This window comes from Acidithiobacillus ferrooxidans ATCC 23270 (assembly GCF_000021485.1).
In the GTDB taxonomy this organism is placed as follows: Bacteria; Pseudomonadota; Gammaproteobacteria; order Acidithiobacillales; family Acidithiobacillaceae; genus Acidithiobacillus; species Acidithiobacillus ferrooxidans.
The window spans coordinates 1,771,182-1,792,121 of sequence record NC_011761.1 but is presented as its reverse complement, the minus strand read 5'-3'; the positions used below and the strand labels follow the sequence as shown (position 1 = coordinate 1,792,121).

Genomic DNA, 20,940 nt, shown 5'->3' with positions numbered 1-20,940 from the left:
GGCCGCGGTGTCGTTCACCGGCTCGTAAGACATAACTACCGTCAAGTATAAGGGAGTATTTCGATATGCGTAGCAACATGAAGTTACGTCCGGTCGTCGTTGCGCTCATGGCATCCGGAGCGCTGCTGTCGAGCGTGCCGGTCATGGCCGATGGCATCACCGCCAGTACCCAAAGCGCCGAAAACAGCTCGGTCGACGTGGGTCAGGTCAATGCCGCAGCGCAGGGGACTTCTACCCTGGGGAGCCGTGAGGCGCAATCTCTTAGTCAAAAAACCCGTTTTGATTCCGGCCAGTCTATAAAGGTGCTGGATAAGCATGAGTTGGCGGCGGCAGGTCCGGTGGGCGGCAGCGCGCAGGCGTTGTCTTACGCGCCGGGCGTCAGTGTTTCCAGTTACGGATATACCGGTTCCACCAAGACCTCTATCAGCGTGAACGGGATCAAGCAGGGTTGGGGCGGTTTCTCCGGTGGTCAGATTGACAACGGCAGCCTTTCCGTCACCTTTGACGGTGTGCCCATGGTGAATCCGTCCAGTGGCCTCTGGGAGAGTCCTCAGGTGCCGCAGAACGGCATTCTGCAGGGTATCGGCATCACCTATGGTCCCGGTAACCCGGTGGATCGCTGGTATAACAACATCGGCGGTCAGATCGATTTTGTTCCCTTGCAGCCCACCAATAAAGCCGGTGCTTCGATTAAAATGAGCTACGGCAGCTACGATGCCAAGAATATCGTCTTCAATGTGCGCACCGGGAGCATAGACGGCTGGTCCACCATCCTCGCGGGTGGCTCCGGTTCCAGCAATAGCTATCGGCAAACCCCGGATGGTTTTGCCAATCCCAGTTATAACTACGCCTGGTTCCTGAAAACCCGCAAGACCTTCAGCAACGGTGACTTCTCACTGGGTGCCTACCTGGCGAAAGGTTCTGGCTACCGGCCGGTATCCATCCCCCTCAACCCCATTGCCGGTGTGACCATGGATGGTACACCAAACTCGCCGCTGTATAGCCAGGCGACGTCTGGGTATTATTCCTCACTGCCGGAAAATGTCTGGTTCAAGCGGGACGGTAATACCACCTGGCTGGTCTACAGCAAACTGAACCTTGCGCTGGACAGCATGGTGGGTCTGCATAACACGCTCTGGTATCGCAACGGCCACCGCCTGCATTTCCACTACAACAACTACGGGTTGTCCAATCCGAAGAACCTCTATGAGTACAATAACCCCCATACCGATGTATACGGCGACAAACTGTGGTTTTCAGTGGCCTTGCCCTACAATGACGTGGACGTGGGTGGATTCTTCCTGAACAGCCGGTATAACTCGCGGAACGCCTTTTACAATACCAACCCGCCGTACTACGGCTCGGCATCCGTGCCCAACGCGCACTATCGCAGCGACTATTTCGACCAGACCGACCTTGCCGCGTTCATCCAGGACCGGATCAGTCCGATGGAAAACCTGCATATCACGCCGGGCGTGCGTTTCATCAATTATCAGACGCGTTATACGCCTGCCGCGCAGTCGGATTTTGCCGCGGCTTATGCCTTGTCTCCGCAAAATAACCAAGGTGCGCTCCCGACCGCCAGCAACAGCTTCACCAAGGTAGAGCCCTCGGTGGATTTCAACTGGCAGCCCATGAAATGGCTGGCGGTATTCGCCAGCTACGCGCAGGCGTACAAGGAACCGCAGGTAGGCGGCGGAGGTGGCCTGTATCAAGCCACTCCACCGATTTATAGCCTGGAAAAAAGTGCCGACTACAATGCTGGCATAAAGATTCATTTCAGGGATGCCGCTTACCTGCATAATTTCTTCCTGCTGGCGAGCTTTTACCATCTGCACTATACCAACCAATATATTCCGTTCTACGATGCCAATGGCAATTATCTGGGTGATGCGAATGGCGATTCCATCTATCAAGGCGTCAATATGGCATTGGAAGATGATCCGATTTACAATCTGCATGTCTTTGCCAATCTCAATTTCGAGAAGGCGACCTTCGCTCATTACGTGACCGGCGGCGTCAGTTATGACGGGCTGCCGGTATCCAACGTGCCCAGCAGCACCTTTAATATCGGCACTGCGTACAGTTACTATCTCTCGGGCGTGTTGCTGGAGCCGCGGATCTGGTATCAGTACACCGGCGCACAAAATATCTTCAATAACAATACGACTGCCCCGAGCCAGCAGAAAATGCCGGGCTACGGGACGGTGAATCTGGGTTTTGACAGCACCATTCCCACGCGTGGGAGCATTCCTGGTCTGAAAGATGTCAAGCTGAGCGTCGATGTCCTCAATCTTGCAAATAATCGTTATAACGAGTTCCAGTATATCACGGCTGGCGGGCTTCTGGGTGGAAGCTCGGCCGGGCAGGTGCTGGCATTGCCTGGCGCTCCGTTGACGGTATATGGAAGTATTGCGGTAAACTTCTAAGGTTTATAGTTGCTTGTAATTTCCGGTAGAAATGTTCCAGCGTGTTGTGTCTGGGGCTTTTCTGCCGATATTTTTCAGAAGATCTACCGTGTGGTTATTCTTCTCTAATGCCTTTTGGGCTGTTGCCGGTTCATCCATTCTCGATAAAGACTATGTGTTTCACTTCTTGCTCTTGATTATTGCGTGAGAACCTCATTTAGGGGGCAGCGAGTCTGTCTTTTGCAAGCGGTTGCCGGGGAGTCTCTTGACAGAGACCGTGCAGACCATGATCCTTGAGCAAGCGTGGTCACCGGAATAGATGGCGGGGAGTTTATGCATGGAGCACCCGGAGGCTCCCAGCCAGCGGATTTCCCATGAGGCCATAAAATTTTTTGGTTTTCGAACATTATCCGAAGTGATATCTCGGTATATCAAAGAGTTATATAGCGGTATTGCACTTGAAAATTGAAACCATCCTTTGTCTTTGATGCAAAAAATGAAGATCGTCGCAGGGTGCCTGCTCATCAAGCTTTGACCCATGGATTTGACTGTAATTCTCTGCCAAATAGTGGACGATCTTTATCCATATGCCGAGTAGGAAAGATCAAGCGGGACGGGATGTCGCGAGCGTATTGGGGCGACATCCTAAGTTTCGCCTAATTCAATCATGAGAGACTGATGGAGGAGTAGGTAATATGCCCATTCCATCATGGGTTTTCACCCTTCAGGGAGCATAGGGTTTATGGCATTGCGATTATGGCCTGCAATCCTGGTCAGCCTGTTGTTACTGCTGGCCGGATGTGCGAGTTATCAGGCAGCACCCTTGCCTGGACATCTATCCTCTGTGCAGGATGTGCATCGGGAAATGGCGGCGGCGCTGGCGCGGATGCACCCTCATGCCCAGCCGATAAATTTGCATGGGCCATTTTCTGGCGAGGATCTTGGGGCGATTGCCGTGTTGCTCAACCCACAGTTGCGTGCCATGCGGGCCAATCTGGGGGTCGCCCAGGCCCAGGTTTTCGCGGCCGGTTTGCTTCCCGATCCCCAACTGTCACTCAGTGCGGACTTGCCCAGCAATGTCGCAGCCGGTTATTACAGTGCCTATAGCATGGGTTTGAGTTGGAGCCTCGCCAGTCTGTTTACCCGCTCTGCCAATCTGGATATTGCCCGCGCACAGCAAAAGTCCGTGCAATATCAGGTCGCCTGGCAGGAGTGGATGCAAGCGGGTAATACGCGCGTTCTCGCCCGTCAGCTTTATTATCTGCGGGCGCAGGAAGCGGTAGCGGAAGCGGCGGCCAAGACCACCGGGAAATTGTATCAAGCCTCTGCTGAAAATTTACGTCTTGGCGATACCACCATCACCACCGCAACATTACGGCAGATTGCCTGGCTGGATAGTCAGGATCGGGCTCTCGCCTTGCGTCGACAAGTCACCACCCTGCGCCAAAATCTCGACCAATCCATAGGCCTGCCACCGAAAATGGCGATCGGCATAAAGCCCCCGCGGCTCTGGCCCAGCCTGCCAGATGCCGCGTTTCTGGTAACATTGGCCGACCAGCATCGGCTTGATCTGGTGGCACTGCGGGCTGGTTATCAGGCGCAGGAAGCCCGGGTACGACGTGCCATTCTCGGCCAATACCCAGGCTTCACCATTGGCTTCAGTAGGGCCGCCGATACCTCCAATGTGCAGAGCTACGGCCCAAGTTTGACGCTGGATATTCCCCTCTGGAACCGGAACCGTGGGGTTATTGCGGAAAGCGAGGCTACCCGCGCGCAACTCCGGGCAGCCTATACCGCCCGTCTGTTTCAGACGCGCGCCGACATTTTTCGACTGGTGACGGATCTCCGCCGCCTGGCACAGGAAATCAAGCCCCTGCAGCAACAGGTTCCGGAACTGGCGAAGGCCGAAAACCGATTACGCAGGGCCGCTGCGGAACACAACGTGACATTGCTGGATTATGAGACCGTACGCAGCCAATCCCTGGCCAAGCGTCTGCAATTGCTGGCGCTGCAGGAATCCTACGCTGCCCAGCAGGCAGCGCTGGAAATGGCGGTCGGTTTACCTTATTCAGATTGGGAGAGTCGGAAATGAGAACGCGGTTTTCGGGCGGAAAAATCCTGGCATGGGGATGCTGCCTGTGCTTGCTGTTTGCGGGATCCGCCGAGGCAGAGGTTTCCGCCCTGGTAAAAGTCACGCCGGCGCGAATGATGTCCATGGCGGATCAGCTTCGTGTCTATGGTACCGTAGAGTTTGCGCCGGAAGACGGCAGAACCATCGTGCTGCCAGCCGAAACCCTGGTCAGTCAGGTACTGGTGGCCGCCGGGCAGAGGGTAAAGCAGGGGCAACCCATGCTGCAGGTACAACCCTCGGTCGGTGATCAACTGCAACTGAAGCAGGCGGAAATTGGCCTGAAATTCGCTATTGCCGACCAGCACAGGGTGGCGAACCTGCGTCAGCGCCAACTGGCGACCAATAGCCAACTGCAAACTGCCGATCAATCCCTGGCTCGTGCGCGGGCGGCTCTGCAGGACATCCAGTTGCGTCTGCAACAACTGAAGAACGGACAAGTGTCCGCACCCATCAATGGGGTAGTGACCATCGTGCATGTGCATCAGGGTGACCTCGTCCCCGCTGGTCAGCCTTTGCTCAGCCTGAGCACAGGAAATGCCCTGCGCGTTTTGTTGGGGGTGGAACCGGGGATCTTGCCGCGTATTCATGTGGGGGATTCGGTGAGCCTGCTTCCCGTATATGGGGGGCAGGCGCCGGTGCAGGGAAAAGTCAGCCAGATCTATAGCCAGATTGATCCGCAAACCCGACTTGCCCAGGTGGTGGTGCCATTGCCCGCCAGTCCGGATTTGTTGCCGGGAGCCATGCTGCAGGCGGAAATCGTCCTGCACCACCAACGGGTCATCGCGGTCCCGGAGAGTGCCGTTCTGCAGCAGGACGGCAGGTCCTATTGTTTCGTGGATGTGGCGGGTAAAGCCCAAAAACGCTGGATTGACACGGGTTGGCAGCAGGCAGGCTGGATAGCGGTGAAGCAAGGGCTCAGCGCAGGTGATCCGGTGGTGAGTCTCGGCAACTACGAGCTCAAAGCAGGAATGGCCTTGCGGGTAGAAGGGAAATCCTGATGGGTGCCTGGTTACTGCGGCATCGTCGCTCGCTTCTGTTTCTGCTGCTGGTACTCGTGCTTGCAGGTTTGCTGTCCGCCATGAAAATGCCGGTAGCCCTGTTTCCCAATGTGGTTTTCCCACGTATCGAAGTATCGGTAAATTCCTGGAATATGCCCATTCAACAGACCGATATCGCTGTCACCAGGCCATTGGAGCAGGCATTGCGGGCGGTCCCCGGTGTAGAGCGCATTCGTTCTACCACTGCGCGTGGCGCCGCAGATATATCCGTGCAGTTCGCCTGGGGCAGCAACATGACCGAAGCCCTGTTGCAGGCGGAATCCGCAGTAAACAAGGTGATGCCGCTCCTGCCGCCGGATACCCGTTTTACTGCTCGGCGAATGGACCCGACGGTGTTTCCTGTTCTAGGTCTGTCTCTGACATCGGATCATCTGGATCCCGTCGCCCTGCGTCGCTATGCCGAATATGACCTGCGGCCGCTGCTGCTGGCTATCCACGGCGTGGCGCAGGTGGAGGTGCAGGGTGGGGCGCGCGAGGAATATCAGGTGGTGGTGGATCCCATGCGCCTGCAGAGTTACGGCCTGAGGCCTGCGGATGTGGAACGGGCGCTGAGCAACGGAAATGTCATTACCGCCGTGGGTCGTTTGCAGCGCCACTATCGCCTGTATCAGATTCTGAGTGAAAGCCCTCTGAAAAATGTGCAGGATATCCGTCATATCGTGCTCAAGACCGGTGCTGCCGGGGTCGTGGATCTTGCGGATGTTGCGCAGGTCCGGGTGGGCACGGCACCCCAGTGGACCACGGTGACGGCCAATGGCAAAAATGCCGTGCTGGTCAATATCAAGCAGCAGATTGGAGCCAATACGGTGGCCATCGATCATGCTATCCGTACCCTGCTGCGCAAGGATGCCAAGAGCATTCCAGCGGGGATAAACCTGAGTACCTGGTACGATCAGAGTCAGCTGATTACCGCCGCGGCATCCAGCGTGCGGGATGCCATTTTTATCGGCGCGGGTTTGGCGGCCATGGTGCTGCTGGTGTTTTTGCGGAATTTGCGCTTGACCTTCATTGTCGCCGTAGTGTTGCCCAGTGTGCTCCTCGCCAGTGTGCTGATCCTTTTTGTGATGCACCAGAGCTTCAACATCATGACTCTGGGCGGGATGGCGGCGGCCGTGGGCTTGGTGGTGGATGATGCCGTGGTAATGCTCGAACACATCATGCGCCGCATCACCGAACATCCTAGTGAGGATGAACCGGTGTCGGTATTGCTCTCGGCACTGGAAATGAGTAAACCCCTGGCGGGGTCATCCGCAGCAACCATCATCATTTTTGTACCTCTGGCATTTTTGTCCGGGGTGACCGGTGCTTTTTTCCAGGCATTGGCCATTTCCATTGCTGCGGCTCTGCTGGTGTCCTTTCTGGTCGCTTACCTGGCGGTGCCACTTCTCGCCGATCTACTCCTGAGGCCTCGGGATGCCGAGCAAGCGGAGCATCAGGGACGCTTTTTGGCCTGGATCAGCAGCATTTATGGACAATATCTGGAAAGGATTCTGCAACGCCCATTATTTTTATCCTTGATCGTACTGACCTTTCTGCTCTTGGGTGGATGGTCTTACACACAGGTGGGCAGCGGTTTCATGCCTGCGATGGACGAGGGTGGATTTGTACTGGATTATAACGCTGCCCCCGGTACTTCTTTGGCGGAAACGGATCGTCTGCTGGATCAGGTGCAGCAGATTCTCGCCAAAAACCGGGATGTGGCCAGTTATTCACGGCGAACGGGTCTGCAGCTGGGAGGCGGCATCACGGAAGCCAACACCGGAGATTTTTTCATCCGCCTCAAGGCGCAACGACAGCATTCCATATGGCAGGTGATGAAGACGGTTCGCGAGCAGATTCATCATCAGGTTCCGGGGTTGCGGGTGCAAACGGGGCAACTGATGGAGGACCTCATCGGAGATTTAACCGCCGTACCCCAGCCCATCGAAATCAAGCTCTTCGGTGCGGATCCCCAAACCCTGCAAAAGTTGGCCCGGCAAGTGGCCGGACAAATCCGTCAGGTGCCAGGCGTTGTCGAGGTGTTTGACGGGATTATCATTGCTGGCGACGCCGTTGATATTCATGTGGATCCGGTGAAGGCCGCTCTTGCCGGAATGACCCCCGGTCAGGTCACCAATCAGTTGCAAACCCTGATGGAAGGACGCGTGGTCAGCCGGATACCCCAAGGCCAGGAAATGATCGGGGTTCGAGTCCGCGCTCCCCATGCACTCTGGAATGAAATCAATCGCCTGCGGCAACTCCCGATTATTGCCCCCGATGGGCATTATCTGACCTTGGGGCAGGTGGCAGAAATTCGTATGCAATCCGGACAGGCGGAACTGAACTCGGAAAACCTCAAGCCCATGGTCGCGGTGACGGCCCGTATCGAAGGGCGGGCGATGAGTACGGTGATGGGCGAGGTCAAGGGACGTCTGGCCCATGTGCAGTTACCCCAAGGGGTCTACCTGCAATATGGCGGATTGTACCGCGAACAGCAGCAATCCATGCGCGAACTGGCGCTGGTGCTGCTGGCTGCGATTCTGCTGGTCACGGTGTTGCTCCTGTTTCTCTATGAGCGTTTTACCGTGGTCCTGAGTATTCTCGCCACCGCTCTCCTGGCCTTGGGTAGCGTGTTTATCGGTCTATGGCTGACCGGCACGGAGCGCAATATCACGGCCATGATCGGGATAACCATGATCGTCGGCATTGTGACGGAAACGGCGATTTTCTTTTTTGCGGAAGCGCAGTCTGCGGAGCGACACGAATTGGTGCGGGCCGGAAAAGCACGGCTGCGGCCCGTGCTGATGACCGCCATCATCGCCATCCTGGCCCTCATGCCGCTGGCCTTGGGATTGGGTGCCGGGGCACAAATGCAGGCACCTTTGGCCATCGCGATTATTTCGGGATTGCTGGCCGAAATCCCCTTGGTACTGGTGGTGATGCCCGGGATTTATGCTTGGCTGGAAAGGGTTTTCAAAAAAGGCTAATGGGCTTTCACCACCTGATTTTCAACCTCATAGGAGTGATATATGCGTACAGTTCGTTACATCATGGTCGCAGCCTTGTTGAGTGCGGGGCTGCTCGGAACCGTTACCTCGGCCGCAGAGAGAACGTCCGTCTTGCCGCTCAAGGTAGTTCATGCGGATCTTCCACTTCCCGGCAAGCCCGATCAGGCCTATGTGCCGATCAATCAGCAGTCAACCGGGAAAGCCCCATTGAAAAAAGATATCAATCGCTTTGACTATGAGTCGGTTGATCCGCAAAGGCAGTTGTTGTTTATTTCCCATCTTGGGGCAGACAGTGTCGATGTAGTCGATTTGCGCAACAACCGCGTCATTGCGAACATCAAGGGCGTTCCTGCTGTGCATGGGGTGCTGGCCGTACCAGAGCTGGGTGAAGTATTTGCGAATGCGACAGCGATCAACCAACTCGAAGTCATTTCCGAGAAGACATTGCACATCATCGCCCATGTGCCCACCGGTGTTCACCCCGACGGCATGGCCTACGCGCCGAAGGTACACGAACTGTTCATCTCTGACGAGACTGGGCAGACCGAAACGGTGGTTGATACCCGCAACAACCGGCGGGTCGCCACCATTGCCATGGGCGGCGAAGTTGGCAACTCGCAATACGACCCCGTTAGCCAGCGGGTATTCGCTGATGTGCAGACCCGTAACGAGATTGTGGCGATCGATCCGCGCCGCAATGTGATCGTCCAGCGTTATCGGCTGCCGGATACTTGTGTTCATGACCACAGTCTGCTGATCGACGCGCCAGCCCGTCTCGCTTTTGTTGCTTGCGACGGCAACGCCAGGCTGCTGCTCCTCAACATGCGCGACATGCACGTGCTGTCCGTGCATAAAACCGGTCGTCATCCCGACGTGCTCGCTTTCGACCCCGGGCTGCAGCGCCTTTATGTCGCCAGCGAAAGTGGTGTAGTAGCGGTCTTCCAACTTAAAGGAAAGCAGTTACGATTGCTTGGACGTAATTATCTCGCCTATGAAGCGCACTCCGTGGCCGTTGATCCGCAAACCCATCGCGTTTATTTCCCGTTGCAGAATGTGGATGGTCACGGAGTCTTGCGCATCATGGCGCCGACGCTGTAGATGGTGCGGCTGTTACCTTCGATGTGCGGCAACTTCGATCCGGCAGGCTCACATTGCTTTCATGCGGTAACCCGTTTGCCTCCTCTTCGGCCTCTATCCGCGCTAATTTTGCGCTAACACTAGGGGAATATAGTGAGAGCAGATGGAGACAAATGGATTCATCTGCATCTCAATTCATTAAAAAGGAGCGATGTCATGAAGGTATCTACAAAGTTGGCAAGTGGTATTTTGGGCGGGGTTTTGTTCCTGTATGCTTTTGGTGCTTACGCTTTTACCGGTCAGGAATTGGCTGGCGAGGCGAAGATCAGCATCGCACAGGCACGCATTACTGCTTTGCGGGCGTATCCTGGAAGTATCACCGATGAGGAACTGGAAAAAGAGAAAGGTGGCAGTGGCTTGCGCTATTCTTTCGACATCAAGAAGGGTGGTGTCAGCCACGAAGTAGGCGTTGACGCCAGGACCGGAGCCGTTCTGGAGAACTCGATTGAGGGCAACCATGCGGATTGATGGTCTATAGTGTTTAGTGGGTGAACCCGCTCCTTGGGGCGGGTTTTACAAGTTTTTCGGGAGTTCAACTCTAAAAAATGCGTATTCTTCTGGTTGAAGACGACCGAATGATCGGTGAAGCCATTTCAGTTGCGCTGCGGGACGCGGCTTATGCAGTGGACTGGGTGCGTGATGGTGAAACCGCTTTGCGGGCGATTGCCAATCAGGAACATCAGGCCATTTTTCTGGATTTGGGTTTGCCCAAACTGGATGGTTGTACGTTGCTGCAACGTGTGCGCGCAGGGGGTAACTCCCTGCCAATCATCATTATTTCCGCCCGCGACGCATTGGCGGATCGGGTGGAGGGGCTGGATTTGGGGGCTGATGATTATCTCGTCAAACCTTTTGCCATGGGCGAGCTGCTGGCTCGTTTGCGCGCCATCATCCGCCGTCAGGGTGGGCAGGGCTCGCCGGTATTAGGTAATGGATCTCTGCAACTCGATCTAAGCACACATACGGCGCAGATCGGAGAGCTCAGCGTCCTGTTGACCAATAAGGAGTTTGCTTTATTGCAGGCACTGTTGCTACGTCCAGGTTCCATACTCAGTCGTGCGCAACTCGAAGAGCGCCTGTATGGCTGGGACGAAGGTGTAGAGAGTAATAGCATCGATTTTCTGATTCACGGTCTGCGTAAGAAGCTCGGTGCCAAAGTCATCAGGAATGTGCGTGGCGCGGGTTGGATGATCCCGCGTCAACCATGAAAAGTTCTTTGCAGGGACGTTTGTCCATTGGGTTGAGTATTGCTATTGTCTGCATGGGGTTGTTTGCCGGCTTGGCGTCTTTCTTTCTGGCTTTGAATGAAGCACAGGATTATCAGGATGCCTCACTGCAGCAGATCGCTGCACTGGTGCCTCCCCAGATCTGGCGGAATACATATCGCTATGGTCGAGAGCCGGTGGATGTCGACTCGGATGTGCGCATTGTGGTTGAGCCGTTATGCCTGGTAAATTGCCAGGGAGTGGATGTTCCCCTGAAACTTCCTCCGCAATTGTCATCAGGTTTTCATACGCTTGCAGTGAACGGTCAGGAATGGCGCGTTTTTGTTCGACGACAGGGCCCTGATGAAGCATTGGCAGTGGCCCAGTCCACCGATTTGCGTAGTGACGCGGCTATTGCCAGCGCACGGCGTACCCTGCTGCCCTTGTTGTTTTTGGTGCCCTTGTTGATTGTTTTTTCGCACGTTATTGTGCGGCGTAGTTTGGCCCCGATCCAGAGTCTGGCCCAGGCCATGGATCGGCAAAATGCCGACCGCCCTGAGCCGCTTTCTCTAGAGCAAGTGCCGGGGGAGATTGCCCCTTTTCTTCAGGCCATCAATCGGCTGCTGGAAAGGATTCGGATACTGCTGGAGCAAGAGCGTCGTTTCATTGCCGACGCCGCCCATGAACTACGTACCCCGCTAACCGCATTGTCGCTCCAGGTGCAGAATCTGGAGCGGGCTGATTCTCTCTCGGAATGCCAAAAACGTTTGTTGCCTTTGCAAAGTGGTCTGGAGCGGTCCCGCCATTTGCTCGATCAATTACTGGGTTTGGCGCGGCAGCAGACCGCCACGTCCAGCTTTGAGCCAGTAGACTTGGCGGTAATTGCTCGCCAAACAGTGGAAGATCTTTACCCATTGGCAGAGCAGAAAAAAATAGATTTCGGACTGGATGCCTCAACGGCGTTGTGGGTACAGGGAAGCGCTGCCGCCTTTTATAGCCTATTACGCAACGCGGTGGATAACGCCTTGCGCTATAGTCCGGAAAACTCCGAGGTAACCGTGCGTGCCTATCAGGAAGGAGAATATGCGCTGTTGGAAGTTATAGATAGTGGGCCGGGTATTCCGGCTGATGAGGCCGAACGCATATTTGATCCTTTTTATCGTATCCCCGGTATAACGGGAGACGGGAGCGGTCTGGGCTTAACCATTGTTCGTGCCATTGCCGAACAGTTGGGCGGACAAGTTATATTGCGTTCCCGATGTGACCAATCAGGCTTGCATTTCATCTATCGCCAAAAAATAGTCTAAACCTCTTACCCGTTTCGCCAAGGCTGCTGATAGGATATCGCCTCGTCAGGGTGCGTCACCATATATTCCAATATCCTGGGAATCTGTTTTGGCAGATAAAGTTATTGATCAGATATCGACACCCTACTGATTATCGCTGTACTATCCATATTCATAGTTATTTATCATGACATCATGGTGATCTATGAAAGGAAATAAGTCATATGGTGGCCGCGGTGCGTGGGCCACAGGGCTGCCCATCCGACCCTTTCCGCTTTATGATAGGGGGAGGCAGAAGGAAACCACCATTTGAGCTATAGCGCCGAACAATTCACCGTCCTCAAGGGACTCGAACCGGTCAAGTTGCGTCCGGGCATGTATACCCGTACGACTTGCCCCACCCACGTCATTCAGGAGGTGATCGACAACGCCGCCGATGAGGCCCTGGCCGGCCAGGCGACGCGCATCGATGTGACGGTCTGTGAAGATGGTTCGGTGATCGTCGAGGACAATGGTCGCGGCATCCCGGTTGGTATCCCGCCCGGCGAGTCCCGCCCGGCGGCCGAACTGGCCTTCACCACCCTGCACGCGGGCGGCAAGTTTGATAAGACGGATGTGGAGTCGGCCTACCGCTTTTCCGGCGGCCTGCATGGGGTAGGCGTGGCGGTCACCAATGCCTTGTCCCAGCGGGTGGAAGTCGAGATCAAAACCCGCGACCCCCAGGGGTCGGGGAACGGTCGCTATCGGCTGGTGTTTACGCAGGGGGACGTGAGCGAAGCGCTGACCCGGCTGGAAGACTGCGGCCCGCGCACCCATGGCACGCGGGTTCAGGTATGGCCGGACGGGCAGTATTTCGACTCCGCCAAAATCAATATCCGCGAGCTCACCCATCTCCTGCGCGCCAAGGCCATTCTCCTCCCTGGCCTGCAAGTGAGCCTCACCCTCCCGGAGCAGGAACCCCTCGTCTGGAAATATAGCGAAGGTCTGGCGGAATACCTCGCGGGAATCGTCGCTGATATCGAACTGGCCACGCCGATTTTTGCGGGAGCCTCCTATCAGGACGGGGACAGTAACGGTTTCGCGAAAGGGGAGGGTGCGGGCTGGGCGCTCTGTTGGATCAACGGCGCCGCCCCTAACCCGGAAACTTACGTCAACCTGATCCCGACACTGGACGGCGGTACCCACGAGTCGGGCTTTCGGGCCGGGGTTTTTGAGGCGGTGCGCAGTTTCATGGAACACCACAGCCTCGTCCCCGCCAAGCTCAAACTGGTACAGGATGATGTCACCGGGAAGATGGCGCTGGTGCTGTCGGCGCGCGTGCTGGATCCGCAGTTTCAGGGGCAGACCAAAGACAAACTCACCAGCCGCGACGCCCATAAGCTGATGGCGCAGACCGTGCGTGATCCGCTGGAACTCTGGCTCAACAGCCATCCGGGTGCGGGGAAGGCGATCGCAGATCTGGCGATCCAGAACGCCCAGGCCCGTACCCGCGCCGCGCAAAAAATCGAGCGTAAGAAGGGCTCGGGGTTGGCGACACTTCCCGGCAAGCTGACGGATTGTGAAAGTGAGGATATTCAGCGCAATGAGTTGTTTCTGGTCGAAGGGGACTCTGCCGGCGGTTCCGCCAAGGCGGCGCGCGACAAGGAATATCAGGCCTTGCTGCCGTTGCGGGGCAAGGTGCTCAACACCTGGGAAGTGGACGCAGACCAGATCTTCAAGAACCAGGAAGTCCATAATATGGCGGTGGCCCTGGGCATTGAGGCACACGGTTTCCAGGCGGACCCGGATCGGGTGCTGGCGGGGCTGCGCTACGGCAAAATCATGATCCTATCCGACGCCGATGTAGATGGCAGCCATATTCAGGTGCTGATTCTGACCCTGTTCCTGCGGCACTTCCCGGCGCTGTTGCAGCGCGGCCATGTGTTCGTGGTCAAGCCGCCTTTATACCGGGTGGATACCACCTGGCGCGGCAAGGCCCGTAAAATCTACTGCGAGGCGGAGGCGGAGCGGGACGCGGCGATAGATCGCCTGCGCACCGAAGGCGTCAAGGAAAGTGCCATCTCGGTACAGCGTTTCAAAGGTCTGGGTGAGATGAATCCGGATCAGCTCTGGGAAACCTCCATGTGCCCCGATACCCGTTCCCTCGTCCCGTTGTCCATGACGGCGGCTGATCAGGCGGCACTGCATACCCGCTTCAGCCTGCTGATGGCCAAACAATCCGCCGGCGGGCGTCGCGAATGGATGGAGCGGGACGGCTGGACGGCAGATATTGATATTTAAGGCGAGGAGTTTCAGGCATGGATAACACCCGGGATCTTTTTGATCTCATCGGTAATGCGCACTCTCCGGAAACCGGGGCGGTCACCGACAACACGCCTGCTCCGGTGCCAGCCGAACCGTTGCAGGAAGTCGCAGCGTTATCCGCTGCCTCGCCAGCACCACCGCCTCCGCCATTCGGGAATGGTGCCCCGGACTCTGGCGAACCTGGGGAGCCGCCGCTCGCGGAATATGCCGCACGTGCTTACCTTGCCTACGCCATGAGTGTGGTAACCGGGCGGGCGATTCCGGCACTGGCCGACGGCCAGAAACCGGTGCAACGGCGGATTCTCTATGCCATGCGCGACATGGGGTTGCAACGCTCACCACAGCATGTCAAGTCCGCCCGGGTGGTGGGCGAGGTGATCGGCAAGTGGCACCCCCACGGCGACACGTCGGTATATGACGCCATGGTGCGTATGGCCCAGCACTTCACCCTGCGCTACCCGGTGGTGGATGGGCAGGGCAACTTCGGGTCTCTGGACGGCGACTCGGCTGCCGCCATGCGCTACACCGAGGCCAATCTGACCCCCATTTCCGAGCTGCTGCTGGCAGAAATGGATGAGGGCACGGTGGATTTTCGCAGCAACTATGACGGTACGCTGGAGGAACCTGTCACCTTGCCGGCCCGGTTGCCCTTCCTGCTGATGAACGGCGCCTCCGGTATCGCGGTCGGCATGGCTACGGAGATTCCGCCCCACAATTTGCGCGAACTGGCGCAGGTCTGTGCGGAGTTGGTCTTGCGCCCGGACATGGCCGATGACGAAATACTGCAGCAGATTCCCGGTCCCGACTTCCCTGGCGGTGGCCAGATTATTTCCACACCCGGGCAAATCCGCGAGGCCTATCTGTCGGGGCGCGGCAGCATCCGGGTGCGTGCCCGCTGGGAGGTCGAAAAGCTGGCGCGCGGGGAGTGGCGTATCGCGGTACAGCAACTGCCACCGGGGGTGTCCACCGCACAGATCCTCTCGGAGATAGAAACCCTTTCCAACCCGCAGGCCAAAGGGGAAGGCAAGAAAAAGGCGCTTACCCCGGAGCAGCAGGCCACGAAAAATGCCATGCTGTCCCAGATGGATACCGTGCGCGACGAGTCGGGCAAGGCCCATGCCGTGCGGATCGTCATCGAGCCGCGCTCGCGCAACCAGGACCCGCAGAGTCTGATGACCTACCTGCTGGCCCGCACCTCGCTGGAATCCAATCAGTCGGTGAATCTCACGGTGCTGGATCTGGATGGCAAAGCACCGTGTATGCCGCTCACCCGGATATTACGGCAGTGGGTGCGCTATCGGGTGACTACCGTACGGCGGCGGAGCCAGTTCCGCCTCGACAAGGCCCTGGCGCGCATCCATATTCTCGAAGGCCGTTTACGGGTGCTGCTGGATATTGATGCGGTGATCCGTGTAATCCGCGAGTCCGACGACCCCAAGGCCGACCTCATGACCCACTTCGACCTCAGCGAGATTCAGGCAGAAGATATCCTGGAGATTCGTCTGCGGCAACTGGCGCGACTAGCCGGCATTGAGCTGGAAAGGGAACTGGCCGACAAACAGGAAACGGCGGCGTACCTGAGCGCACTTCTGCAGGATGAGTCCCGACTGCGGGCATTGATTGCCGAAGAAATCCAGGCCGACGCCAAAAAATTTGGCGATGATCGTCGCACCCTGCTGGAAGCCGATACCGCCATCACCAACAAATCCATCCAGACCATTGCCGCTGCCATTACGGATGAACCAGTTACGGTGATCGTCTCGCAAAAAGGCTGGCTGCGTACCCGCTCCGGCCACGGGCTGGATACGGCGACCCTGGGTTTCAAGGAAGGCGATGCCTTGTTGCAAGCCTTCGAGGTGCGATCCGTAGATACTCTGGTCCTGCTGGATCATTCTGGGCGTGCCTACTCCATAGCCGTGGCGCAAATACCGGGCGGGCGGGGCGACGGCATTCCCGTATCGAGCCAGGTGGATTTTCAGCCGGGCGGCGTACTGGCTTCCGTAGCCTGCGGCGCCGGCGATAGCCTATGGCTGGTGGCTGGAACCGGTGGCTATGGATTCCTGACCACGCTGGAAAACATGACCGGTCGGAACCGGGCGGGCAAGGCTTTTTTGACCCTGGACCCGAAGGAGCGCCCCCTACCTTTGATCCGCGTCACCGACCTTCAGGCGGAAGCGCTCTGTCTGTCTTCAGACGGGCGTGGCCTGCTGTTTCCTTTGGTGGATGTCAAAAACCTACCCAAGGGTAAGGGGGTCAAACTGATTGCCCTGGGCGCATCGGCCACTCTGCAATCCCTGTCGGTTTATCTGGACGATCAGCCCTTGCCGCGCGGAATGAGGAAAAATCGTGTGGAAGCCTGTCGTGGCCGGCGTGGCGGACGCGGCAGACCCGTGCGTTAGGCGCTTTTGTGCATTTTGAGTTATCGGCTTTTTTCAGATGGGAGGACAGGGTGTGCCAGTGCTGAACGGGAACGCCGCAATGGACAAGATATTGTCCGTCGCCCCCATGCTCGACTGGACCGACCGCCACTGCCGGTATTTTCTGCGTCTGGTATGTCCCTCCTGCGTACTGTATACCGAGATGGTCACTACCAGCGCGTTGTTGCTGGGCCGTGATCCGGAGCGCTTTCTCGAGTTCTCGGGGGCGGAGCATCCCTTGATTTTGCAATTGGGGGGTGACGATCCCCACGCAATGCATGCCGCCGGAAGGATGGCGCGTGCCTATGGCTATGATGGTCTCAACCTGAACGTGGGCTGCCCGTCGCCGCGGGTGCAGAAGGGCAGCTTCGGGGCCTGTCTGATGACGACGCCCGATCTGGTTGCCGAACTGGTGGCAGCGATGGGCGAAAGCGGCCTGCCTGTCAGCGTGAAACACCGCCTCGGTCTTGACCGAGAGGAGGACTACGCGGCGCTGCGTGCCTTCGTGGAAACCGTCGCAACGGCGGGATGCCGACATTTCATCGTGCATGCGCGTAATGCTTGGCTCAAGGGCCTGAGTCCCGCGGAAAACCGTGATGTGCCGCCTTTGCGCTGGGATTGGGTGCATCAGTTAAAAAGAGATCTGCCGCATCTGACCATCGAGATCAACGGGGGCTTTAACGATCTGGCGGCGGTGACCGCGCAGTTTTCCGCAGTGGACGGGGTAATGCTTGGGCGCGCCGCTTATCACCATCCCCTGCTGCTGGCGGAAATTGAACGTGCCCTGGGGCGCAGGGAAACGTTGCCGGAACCGGAAGTGATCCTTTCCGGCCTGATAGCCTATGCAGAACGATGGGGAGAGTGGTTGCCTGCGCCGCGCCTGAGTCGTCATCTACACGGACTGCGCTTTGGACAACGCGGTGCGGGGGCTTGGCGCCGCTTTCTGGGTACAGCGGAACCCGGTGAGAGCGCCGCAAAGTTCCTGCGGCGCGGCATGTCACTGCTGGATTGAAGTCAGGCGAGAACGTGGTGGCTCATGGCCAGCAGGCTCAGTGTGCGCTGATCGCGGATGCGAAAGTAGACCCGACTGGCCACCCGCCGCATCAGCACCAGGCCACTGTCCTGCAACAGGGCAAGATGCTGCGAGGCGTTGCTATGGCTGGTGTTGATGGCTTTCACGAGGTTCTGCATGCTCATCTCACCGCGTCCCAGCAGGCAGATGATCTTGTAACGCAAGGGGTGGGACATGGCCTTGATCACTTCGGAAAGGTGCTCGATCTTACGTTCGGGAATAATGGGCTTTTGCATGGTCAGACTCCTTACCGTCAGAAAACGAAGGTTGCCCAGGGTTATAAGCATAAGTCGTGCCATGTTATGATAGCCATCTGAATTGTTTATATAACTTATAAATATGCACATGCCTGTGATGCCGTGGTGCGGGGCGATATTGTAGACTGTTGGCTACGCTTTTTTGTGGCATATCTCAGAGCCATTGAGTTTTAAGGTGTTTTTGCTGTTCACAATGGACGACATCGGCCAGAGCCGACGGAGGATATGGCCTCCGCCGTATCTTTCCTCAGATTTGATTGCGCCAATAGTGGTCTTCCTTGTCCATGATCCGGGTGGCCTCGTCCGGTCCCCATGAGCCTGCCGGGTAGGTGAGGATGTAGTCCGTTTCCCGTCCCCAGGATTTGATGATGGGATCAACGACGCGCCATGCCCACTCCACCTCGTCGAAGCGGATGAACAAGGCTCTGTCGCCCTCCATCACATCCAGCAGCAGGGCCTCATAGGCATCCAACTCCTGTTCGCCGTCTTTGCGGTAGGAGGCGTTGAGTTGCACGGGGCGAACTCGCATTTCCAGACCCGGTTCCTTGATCTGTATCTCGATTTTAAGGCTCTCTGGTTCCAGGGAAAGCAATATCCAGTTAGGTTCGATGCGTTCGATGCTGGTTTCGCGAAACAGTTGTTGCGGTGTATGTCGGAAGCGGATGGCGACGCTGGAGGTTTTAGCGGCGAGGCGCTTGCCGGTACGCAGATAAAAAGGCACACCCCGCCAGCGCCAGTTGTCGATGTAAAATTTGGCGGCGACATAGGTTTCGGTGACCGAATTGACCTCGACACCCGCCTCGTCCTGATAACCGGGAACGTGTTTATCATGAACAACGCCGGGGCCATACTGCGCGCGCATGGCATAGGCAGTGACGGCCGATTTGGGAATAGGGCGGATGGAGCGCAGGACTTTGACCTTTTCGTCGCGCAGGCTGTCCGCTTCCAGGGAGGGCGGTGGTTCCATGGCGATCAGCGTAAGAACCTGCATTAGGTGGTTTTGCAGCATGTCTCGCAGGGCACCCGCCTGATCATAGTATCCGGCCCGGTTTTCAATGCCCATATCTTCGGCCACGGTAATCTGGACGTGGTCGATGTAATTGCGGTTCCATATCGCCTCGATCGCGAGATTGGCGAAACGGAAAACCAGCAGATTCTGGACGATTTCCTTGCCAAGATAGTGATCGATACGATAAATCTGGTCTTCACGGAAGTGGTTGTGCAGTTGCTCATTGAGTTGCATGGCACTTTCCAGATCGTCACCGAAGGGTTTTTCAATCACGACGCGATAGTCACCTTCCTGATTGAATCCGGCGCTGGAAAGACGTTGTACTACCGGAATAAAATCGGTGGGGCGAATGGCCAGATAAAAAATGGTGCCTGCTGGTTTTTCGGCCCCTTCCGGGGTCAGCAGGGCGCGGAGTCTGACAAAAGATTCCGGCTCATGGATTTCCCCGCGCACATATTCAAAATGTTTGCAGAAATCGGCAAAGTGATCGGCCTGATAATTGCTGGCATAGGTTTCCAGTTGCTCATGCAGGAAATCCTGCCAGCCCTTGTCATCCCATGGGCGTCGGCCAAACGCGAGAATGCGCAGTTCGTCAGGCATCCTTCCTGCACAATGCAGGTGATACAGTGCGGGGAGGAGTTTTTTGCAGGCCAGATCCCCGGTCGCCCCGAAAATGACAAACTGACAATTACAATCGCTCATTCAGGCCTCCTTTTGCACGGCGTGACCACCGAACTCGTTACGCATCATCGCCAGGAGTTTGGCGGCGTAGTCGTCGCGCCCCTGGGAAGCCCAGCGCATCTGCAGGGCGAGGGTGATGACCGGCGCGGGGATTTTCAGTGCGAGGGCCGTCTGCGCGGTCCACAGGCCTTCGCCGGAGTCCGCCACTATCGGCGCGATATCGGCGAGCACCTGATCTTTGGCGAGGGTATCGGCGGTGAGGTCGAGGAGCCAGGAGCGGACGACGCTGCCGTAGCGCCACATTTCGGCGACCTTGGCGAGGTCCAGCCCGAATTCGGTTTTGCCCTGCAAAATGGCGAAGCCTTCGGCAAGGGCCTGCATCATGCCGTATTCGATACCATTGTGGACCATTTTGACGAAGTGACCGCTGCCGACGGGGCCACAGTGCAACCAGCCTTTGTCGACGGCCGGCGCCAGTGCCTCCAGAAAAGGCGTTACCTCGGCTACGGCTTCCGGGCTGCCGCCGACCATCAGGGCATAACCCTCCCGCAGACCCCAGATACCGCCGGAAACACCGGCGTCTATGTAATGTACCCCTACCGCCTCCACTTTTTGGGATTGGGCGATGGAGTCCTCGTAAAAGGCATTGGCACCGTTGATCAGTATGTCATTTCTGCTCAACAAGGGAAGAATGGAATCGATGTGGCTCTGGGTGGCCTCTCCGGCGGGAAGCATGAGCCAGAGGACCCGGGGGGTAGGCAACGCCTGAACGAGAGCTTCCAGACTGCTGGCGGCGTGCATTCCGGTTTCTTTGGCCAGCTCCGTGGCTTTTTCGGTATGACGGTTGTAAGCGATGACCTTCATACCCTTGAGGTGCAGACGCCGTGCCATGTTGGCACCCATCCGGCCCAAGCCCACCATTCCGATGTCCTTATTGCCCATAATCCGCTCCTTTGCGTACACGTCTGCCCGAAAATGTTAACATCAG

14 protein-coding genes are annotated in these 20,940 nt (G+C 57.1%); 11 read left to right on the top strand and 3 right to left on the bottom strand.

Annotated elements, in window-relative coordinates:
- Nucleotides 1–65: 65 nt before the first annotated feature.
- From AFE_RS09420 to dusA, 11 genes are all read left to right on the top strand, one after another.
- Nucleotides 66–2,429 carry a TonB-dependent receptor gene (locus AFE_RS09420; RefSeq protein ID WP_009566496.1) on the top strand — a complete coding sequence of 788 codons (2,364 nt, stop codon included), beginning with the start codon at nt 66–68 and terminating at the stop codon, nt 2,427–2,429.
- Between the two features lie 721 nt (nt 2,430–3,150).
- The gene (locus AFE_RS09415) at nt 3,151–4,500 is read left to right on the top strand and encodes a TolC family protein (protein ID WP_012536925.1); all 1,350 of its coding nucleotides are present in this window, start codon (nt 3,151–3,153) and stop codon (nt 4,498–4,500) included.
- Entirely contained in the window at nt 4,497–5,537 is a 1,041-nt protein-coding gene (locus AFE_RS09410; RefSeq protein WP_009566498.1) for an efflux RND transporter periplasmic adaptor subunit, read from the top strand. The genes AFE_RS09415 and AFE_RS09410 overlap by 4 nt, the downstream gene beginning before the upstream one ends.
- The gene (locus tag AFE_RS09405; protein WP_012607294.1) at nt 5,537–8,563 is read left to right on the top strand and encodes an efflux RND transporter permease subunit; all 3,027 of its coding nucleotides are present in this window, start codon (nt 5,537–5,539) and stop codon (nt 8,561–8,563) included. The genes AFE_RS09410 and AFE_RS09405 overlap by 1 nt, the downstream gene beginning before the upstream one ends.
- A 42-nt stretch (nt 8,564–8,605) precedes the next feature.
- A complete protein-coding gene (locus tag AFE_RS09400) occupies nt 8,606–9,682 on the top strand; it encodes a YncE family protein (RefSeq protein WP_012536923.1) in 1,077 nt (358 codons plus the stop codon).
- Nucleotides 9,683–9,877: 195 nt separating this feature from the next.
- Nucleotides 9,878–10,189 carry a PepSY domain-containing protein gene (locus AFE_RS09395; protein ID WP_009561000.1) on the top strand — a complete coding sequence of 104 codons (312 nt, stop codon included), beginning with the start codon at nt 9,878–9,880 and terminating at the stop codon, nt 10,187–10,189.
- A 77-nt stretch (nt 10,190–10,266) separates the two neighbouring features.
- On the top strand, nt 10,267–10,929 hold the full coding sequence (locus AFE_RS09390) for a response regulator (RefSeq protein WP_012536922.1): 663 nt from the start codon (nt 10,267–10,269) through the stop codon (nt 10,927–10,929).
- Nucleotides 10,926–12,233: a sensor histidine kinase gene (locus tag AFE_RS09385; protein ID WP_012536921.1), complete on the top strand. Its 1,308-nt coding sequence runs from the start codon at nt 10,926–10,928 to the stop codon at nt 12,231–12,233. Before AFE_RS09390 ends, AFE_RS09385 begins: the two co-directional genes overlap by 4 nt.
- A 288-nt stretch (nt 12,234–12,521) precedes the next feature.
- Complete coding sequence (locus tag AFE_RS09380) at nt 12,522–14,492, top strand: DNA topoisomerase IV subunit B (RefSeq protein ID WP_012536920.1); 1,971 nt, start codon at nt 12,522–12,524, stop codon at nt 14,490–14,492.
- Nucleotides 14,493–14,509: 17 nt separating this feature from the next.
- Nucleotides 14,510–16,915, top strand: a complete 2,406-nt coding sequence (gene parC / locus AFE_RS09375; RefSeq protein WP_012536919.1) for a DNA topoisomerase IV subunit A — start codon at nt 14,510–14,512, stop codon at nt 16,913–16,915.
- A 37-nt stretch (nt 16,916–16,952) separates the two neighbouring features.
- Entirely contained in the window at nt 16,953–17,945 is a 993-nt protein-coding gene (gene dusA / locus AFE_RS09370) for a tRNA dihydrouridine(20/20a) synthase DusA (RefSeq protein ID WP_012607292.1), read from the top strand.
- Between the two features lie 2 nt (nt 17,946–17,947).
- Here the strand turns inward: dusA and AFE_RS09365 are convergent, their stop codons facing one another.
- The 3 genes from AFE_RS09365 to gnd all read right to left on the bottom strand — a co-directional run bounded on the left by AFE_RS09365 (nt 17,948) and on the right by gnd (nt 20,894).
- Nucleotides 17,948–18,241 (bottom strand): ArsR/SmtB family transcription factor, encoded by a 294-nt coding sequence (locus AFE_RS09365; protein WP_012536917.1) that lies wholly within the window; start codon nt 18,239–18,241, stop codon nt 17,948–17,950.
- A 268-nt stretch (nt 18,242–18,509) separates the two neighbouring features.
- On the bottom strand, nt 18,510–19,973 hold the full coding sequence (zwf, locus tag AFE_RS09360) for a glucose-6-phosphate dehydrogenase (RefSeq protein WP_012536916.1): 1,464 nt from the start codon (nt 19,971–19,973) through the stop codon (nt 18,510–18,512).
- Nucleotides 19,974–20,894, bottom strand: coding sequence for a phosphogluconate dehydrogenase (NAD(+)-dependent, decarboxylating) (gene gnd / locus AFE_RS09355; RefSeq protein ID WP_012536915.1), 921 nt, complete (start codon nt 20,892–20,894; stop codon nt 19,974–19,976).
- Nucleotides 20,895–20,940 lie beyond the last annotated feature (46 nt).

Coding starts and splice junctions, on each gene's coding strand:
- AFE_RS09420 (WP_009566496.1), top strand. CDS start 66: ATGCGTAGCAACATGAAGTTACGTCCGGTCGTCGTTGCGCTCATGGCA.
- AFE_RS09415 (WP_012536925.1), top strand. CDS start 3,151: ATGGCATTGCGATTATGGCCTGCAATCCTGGTCAGCCTGTTGTTACTG.
- AFE_RS09410 (WP_009566498.1), top strand. CDS start 4,497: ATGAGAACGCGGTTTTCGGGCGGAAAAATCCTGGCATGGGGATGCTGC.
- AFE_RS09405 (WP_012607294.1), top strand. CDS start 5,537: ATGGGTGCCTGGTTACTGCGGCATCGTCGCTCGCTTCTGTTTCTGCTG.
- AFE_RS09400 (WP_012536923.1), top strand. CDS start 8,606: ATGCGTACAGTTCGTTACATCATGGTCGCAGCCTTGTTGAGTGCGGGG.
- AFE_RS09395 (WP_009561000.1), top strand. CDS start 9,878: ATGAAGGTATCTACAAAGTTGGCAAGTGGTATTTTGGGCGGGGTTTTG.
- AFE_RS09390 (WP_012536922.1), top strand. CDS start 10,267: ATGCGTATTCTTCTGGTTGAAGACGACCGAATGATCGGTGAAGCCATT.
- AFE_RS09385 (WP_012536921.1), top strand. CDS start 10,926: ATGAAAAGTTCTTTGCAGGGACGTTTGTCCATTGGGTTGAGTATTGCT.
- parC (WP_012536919.1), top strand. CDS start 14,510: ATGGATAACACCCGGGATCTTTTTGATCTCATCGGTAATGCGCACTCT.
- dusA (WP_012607292.1), top strand. CDS start 16,953: ATGGGAGGACAGGGTGTGCCAGTGCTGAACGGGAACGCCGCAATGGAC.
- AFE_RS09365 (WP_012536917.1), bottom strand. CDS start 18,241: ATGCAAAAGCCCATTATTCCCGAACGTAAGATCGAGCACCTTTCCGAA.
- zwf (WP_012536916.1), bottom strand. CDS start 19,973: ATGAGCGATTGTAATTGTCAGTTTGTCATTTTCGGGGCGACCGGGGAT.
- gnd (WP_012536915.1), bottom strand. CDS start 20,894: ATGGGCAATAAGGACATCGGAATGGTGGGCTTGGGCCGGATGGGTGCC.